Genomic DNA, 5729 nt, shown 5'->3' with positions numbered 1-5729 from the left:
GTCCGGGAGAAACGGCCGGCCGTCAGGTATTGGATGTCGAGCACACCATCGTCGAGTCGTGGGCGCCACGCCGGGAACGTCCCGCGCGGGACGTATTGGCCGTTGCCGATGAACAGCATCCAGACCTTGGTGGGGACGCCGTCCAGGCTCAGCCGGATCGGCCGGTGGCGACGCAGCACCTGCCCGGCGGCCACCGCCATCGCAAGCCACTTGCCGAGCTTGCTCTCGAGCTGCTCGCGGCGGAGGACCATGTCCGGATAGCCGCCGATGCTCGCCGTGTTGAGGAACGTCACACCGTTGGCGCGTGCGACGTCGACGTCGACGGCTTGTCCGGACTCGACCGCCTGCCGGGTGTCGTCGAAGGTCTCGACCCCGAGATCGCGGGCGAAGTGGTTCAAGGTGCCGCAGGGAAACACGGCGAGCGGGAGGCCGCGGTCACGGGCGAGTGCAGCGACGGCGGCGACCGTACCGTCCCCGCCGGCGACGCCCAATGCCTTCGTCCGGTCCGTGTCCGCGACGAGGGCATCGATCTGGACGTCGGGCGTGACCTGGAGGATCCGTGCGGCGGGCAGCAGCCGGCGGATCTCGTCGGTCGGGTCCCCGTACAGCCCGGAGGCGGCGTTGACGGCGACCACCAGGCCGTCGCCCTCGGGGAGCGGTTCCGCCGCGACGTGGTCCCGGATGCGTGCCGGGGCGGCCGGTCGGACGGGCCACCATCGGCGGCTGGCGACGGCGATGGTGGCTCCGATCGCCGCACCCGCGACGACGTCGCTGGGGTGGTGCACCCCGACGTGAACCCGTGAGTAGGCGACGGCGGCGGCCAGCGGGGCCACGACCAACGCGAGCGGTGGCCGCTCCAGCGTCACACCGGTCGCGAAAGCCGCGGCGGATGCGGCATGGCCGCTGGGGAACGACGCGGACCGGGGCTGGCGACGCAGCCGGCGGATCAGCGGGGTGTTCTCGAGCAGGGGACGCTGCCTGCGAAACAGCGGCTTGAGCGCGACGTTCACCGTGGCGCTGCTGACGGCCAACGATCCGACGCCGCGTATGGCTGCGCGCCGCATCCGTCGCGACGAGAGAACGCCGGCGGCGGCAAGGCCGAGCCAGAGCCGGCCCTTGTTGGCGGACTGGCTCAGCTGACGCATGGCTGTGTCGGTGTTCACCGCTGCCTCCAGCTCTGGCGGGGTGGTGCCAGCTTCCACAGTACGGTCCGGCAACCCACACAGTGGTACGCCCGGGCTACGACGTGGCACGTGCGAACGACGACGGCGGCCTCTCGCAACGGTCGCCGCCGGAGGCGGAGCTGTTGGTCGGGAGACCGTGCGGCGGGGCGCCGACACGTTGTCGGTGTGGCCGAATAGAGTGAACTCTGTTCCTCATCGAGCCACCGCCGCGTCCCGGCATTGTGGCTGGATCGGGAGCTGGGTGCGTTCACCCGAGAGGCAGCTCTAGGAGGTCTGGTTTAGTCGTGTCGAGTGCTGGATCCGGCGGAAACTTCGTCCACCTTCACGTGCACACCGAGTACTCGATGCTCGACGGCGCCGCCCGCCTCGATGACTTGTTCACCGAGGCGGCGAAGCAGGGAATGCCCGCCCTCGCCACAACCGACCACGGCAACGTTTTCGGCGCGTACGACTTCTATAGCAAGGCCAACAAATACGGCATCAAGCCCATCATCGGCACCGAGGCCTACCTGACTCCGAAGACCAGCAGGTTCGACAAGACCCGGGTCCGCTGGGGCGAGGGCGGCGGTGACGACGTCTCAGGCGGCGGCGCGTACACACACATGACCATGCTGGCGGAGAACACCGCCGGCATGCACAACCTGTTCCGGCTGTCGTCGCTCGCCTCGATCGAGGGCTTCTACTTCAAGCCACGGATGGACCGTGAGCTGCTGGAGAAGTACTCCAAGGGCTTGATCGCCACCACCGGGTGCCCCAGCGGTGAGGTCCAGACGATGCTCCGGCTCGGCAAGTACGACGAGGCAGTTGCCGCTGCCGCGGAGTTCCGGGACATCTTCGGGCCCGAGAACTTCTTCGTCGAGCTCATGGAGCACGGGCTCGACATCGAACGACGTGTGCGCGACGATCTGCTCCGGCTGGCGAAGGATCTCTCGCTGCCGCTGCTGGCCACCAACGACCTGCACTACACCCACAAGGGCGACTCCAAGGCGCACGAGGTCCTGCTGTGCGTGCAGTCCGGCTCCACGATGGCCGACCCCAAGCGGTTCAAGCTCGACGGCGACGACTACTACCTCAAGTCCGCGGAACAGATGCGTGAGGTCTGGTCGGAGCTGCCGGAGGCATGCGACAACACGCTGCTGATCGCGGAGCGGTGCGAGATCAGCTTCGTCGAGGAAGCCGGCCGCTACATGCCGCATTTCCCGGTGCCAGAGGGTGAGGACGAGACGTCCTGGTTCGTCAAGGAGGTCGAGCGCGGGCTGCACCGCCGTTATCCCGATGGCATTCCGGACGACGTGCGGAGGCAGGCCGAGTACGAGACCGAGGTGGTGACGGGAAAGGGGTATGCCGGCTACTACCTCATCGTCGCCGACTTCATCAACTGGTCGAAGCGGAACGGCGTGCGGGTCGGACCGGGACGTGGCTCCGGTGCGGGCTCCATGACCGCGTACGCCATGGGCATCACTGACCTCGACCCACTCAAGCACGGACTGTTCTTCGAGCGGTTCCTCAACCCGGAACGCGCCTCCATGCCCGACTTCGACGTCGACTTCGACGAGCGTGGGCGCGGCGATGTCATCCGGTACGTGACGGAGAAGTACGGCAGCGAGTACGTCGCGCAGATCGTCACCTACGGCACTATCAAGGCCAAGCAGGCGGTCAAGGACGCCTCCCGGGTGCTGGGTTTCCCATTCTCCATGGGGGAGCGGGTCACGAAGGCCATGCCACCCGCGGTCATGGGCAAGGATGTCCCGCTCTCCGGCATCTTCAACAAGGAGCACCCGCGTTACAACGAGGCCGGCGAGTTCCGCCAGCTCTACGAGTCCGAGACCGATGTGCGCAACGTCGTCGACACCGCCAAGGGACTGGAGAACCTGAAGCGGCAGTGGGGTGTGCACGCGGCCGGGGTGATCATGTCCTCGGAGCCGCTGCTGGACACCATCCCGATCATGAAGCGGGAGCAGGACGGCGCGATCATCACGCAGTTCGACTATCCGACCTGCGAGACGCTCGGCCTGGTCAAGATGGACTTCCTGGGGTTGCGCAACCTCACGATCCTCGATGACGCGCTGAAGAACATCGTGCGCAACGGCAAGGACCCGGTCGACCTCGACGAGCTGGAGCTCGACGACCGGGCGGCGTATGAGCTGCTGGGACGAGGCGACACGCTCGGCGTGTTCCAGCTCGACGGCGGGCCCATGCGTGCGTTGCTGCGGATGATGCGGCCGGACACCTTCGAGGACATCTCCGCCGTCATCGCCCTGTACCGCCCGGGGCCGATGGGCGCGAACTCGCACATCAACTACGCGCTGCGAAAGACCGGTCAGCAGGAGATCACCCCGATCCACCCGGAGCTGGCGGACGCGCTCGAGGAAATCCTGGGCACCACGTACGGCCTGATCGTGTACCAAGAGCAGGTCATGGCGATCGCCCAGCAGCTGGCTGGGTACACGCTCGGAAAAGCGGATCTGCTCCGCCGCGCCATGGGCAAGAAGAAGCGCGAAGTCCTCGACGCCGAGTTCGTCGGTTTCTCCGACGGGATGAAGGCCAACGGTTTCTCCGAGGCGGCCATCAAGACGCTGTGGGACATCCTGGTCCCGTTCTCCGACTACGCGTTCAACAAGGCGCACAGCGCCGCGTATGGCGTGATCGCGTACTGGACCGCCTTCCTCAAGGCCAACTACCCGGCCGAGTACATGGCCGCTCTGCTCACGTCGGTCCGCGGCGACAAGGACAAGACAGCGCTGTACCTGTCCGAATGCCGCCGGATGGGGATCAAGGTCTTCCCGCCGGACGTCAACGAGTCCGAGGGCGACTTCACCCCGGTCGGCACCGACATCCGGTTCGGGCTTGCGGCGATCCGCAACGTCGGCGGCAACGTCGTCGACGGGATCGTCTCCGCCCGTAAGAGCGAGGGCCGCTACGAGAGCTTCCCCGACTTCATGAGCAAGGTCCCGGTGCCCGTCTGCAACAAGCGAGTCGTGGAATCCCTGGTCAAGGCTGGTGCGTTCGACTCGATGGGATACGCGCGACGGGCTCTGGCCGCCATCGTCGACGACACTGTCGACGCCGTGATCACGCTGAAGCGCAACGAGGCGATCGGGCAGTTCGATCTGTTCGGCGGAGCCGGTGAGGAGAGTTCGGGCCTGGAGATCAGCGTCCCGGATCTGTCTGATTGGGACAAGAAGGTCAAGCTCGGCTACGAGCGTGAGATGCTCGGCCTGTACGTCTCGGACCATCCGCTGCTGGGCCTGGAACATATGCTCACCGCCTCCGTTGACCGGCCGATCTCCGCGCTCAGCGATGAGAGTGAGGTGCCGAGCGGTACCTCACTGACCATCGGCGGCCTGATCACCGGCATCCAGCGCAAGGTCACCAAACGCGGCGATACCTGGGCGATCGCCACCGTAGAGGACCTCGAAGGCGCCATCGAGTGCCTGTTCTTCCCGGCCACGTACCAGCTTTACGCGACGCAGCTGGTCGAGGACGAGGTCGTTCTGGTGAAGGGGAGACTGGATCGCCGCGACGAGTCGCCGCAGTTCATGGCCAGCGAGATGACCATGCCGGACATCTCGGAGGCGGAGACCGGACCGCTGGTGGTCACCATGCCAGTGGCACGGTGCACGCCTCCCGTCGTGGAGCGGCTCAAGGACGTTCTGGTGACCCATCCTGGCGCCACCGAGGTGCATCTGAAACTGACGGGCTCGGAGCGGGTGACGGTCATGCGGCTGGCTGACGGGCTTCGCGTCACGCCGTCAACGGCGCTGATGGGCGACCTCAAGGCTCTGCTCGGACCGACGTGTGTGGTCTGATAGTCCGGATGAGTGAACAGGAGCAGACCGCTGAACCGGCACCTGCATGGCCGGCGTCGTGAGCGGAGAGAACCCGTCGTGGACCGGTCCACCGGCAGACGTCAATACCGAGCCGCGCGCTGAAGACCCTGGTGAGCGCAGGACGCGCGGGCGACGACCGGCGCCTAGCCCTGCCCGGGTGGGCGTGGAGATCGGTGCCACATCGGCCGTGCTGGGCGTCGTCATGGGCATCGTGTGGTACCTGCTGTCGCCGGAGCTCACCGGGCAGGTCGTGGAGGACGGCGTGGTCACACCGGTCGAGCACGCCCGGGAGCTCTTCGACCAGATCGCGATCTTCTTCATCCTCGGTGCGGGGCTCGGTCTGGTACTCGGCGTGTTCTTCGGCGTCCGGCACCGTCGGCGGCCGGTGACGGCGCTGCTGGGTCTGGCGGGCGGCGGTCTGGGCGGGTCGCTGCTGGCGCTCGCGGTCGGGGTGTTGCTCGGGCCGTCGATCGGCGACGAGGCTCCGGGCACCGAGGTGACGCTGCCGATGGAGCTGGAGGCGCCGGCCGCGTTGTTCGCCTGGCCGGTGGTGGCGGTCGTCGTCGTGACGGTCATGTCGCTGTTCCGCGACGATCGCACGCCGTGGGTGTGGAACGGCACATCGTCGCGCTGAGCCTGCATCGGTCTGGCGCTTTGGGTCCGCTCGTGGTCGCCGGCCTGTGGTTGCGCTGGGTGGGACCGGGAAATTCTGTGG

General features: G+C 67.1%; 3 protein-coding genes. 2 read left to right on the top strand and 1 reads right to left on the bottom strand.

Going from position 1 to position 5729, the window contains the following annotated elements; all coding sequences use genetic code 11:
* On the bottom strand, window positions 1-1163 hold a 1163-nt coding region (locus ELR45_RS02945; RefSeq protein WP_129663249.1), incomplete at its 3' end, for a bifunctional phosphatase PAP2/diacylglycerol kinase family protein.
* Window positions 1164-1468: 305 nt separating this feature from the next.
* Here ELR45_RS02945 and dnaE point away from each other — a divergent pair.
* Both dnaE and ELR45_RS02935 read left to right on the top strand, forming a co-directional pair.
* On the top strand, window positions 1469-4993 hold the full coding sequence (dnaE, locus tag ELR45_RS02940; protein WP_129663247.1) for a DNA polymerase III subunit alpha: 3525 nt from the start codon (window positions 1469-1471) through the stop codon (window positions 4991-4993).
* A gap of 58 nt (window positions 4994-5051) precedes the next feature.
* A complete protein-coding gene (locus ELR45_RS02935; RefSeq protein WP_129663245.1) occupies window positions 5052-5648 on the top strand; it encodes a hypothetical protein in 597 nt (198 codons plus the stop codon).
* The last annotated feature ends 81 nt before the right edge of the window (window positions 5649-5729 follow it).

The organism is Phytoactinopolyspora endophytica, assembly GCF_004138495.1.
GTDB classification, from domain to species: Bacteria; Actinomycetota; Actinomycetes; order Jiangellales; family Jiangellaceae; genus Phytoactinopolyspora; species Phytoactinopolyspora endophytica.
This window is presented reverse-complemented; position numbering and strand designations above follow the sequence as displayed.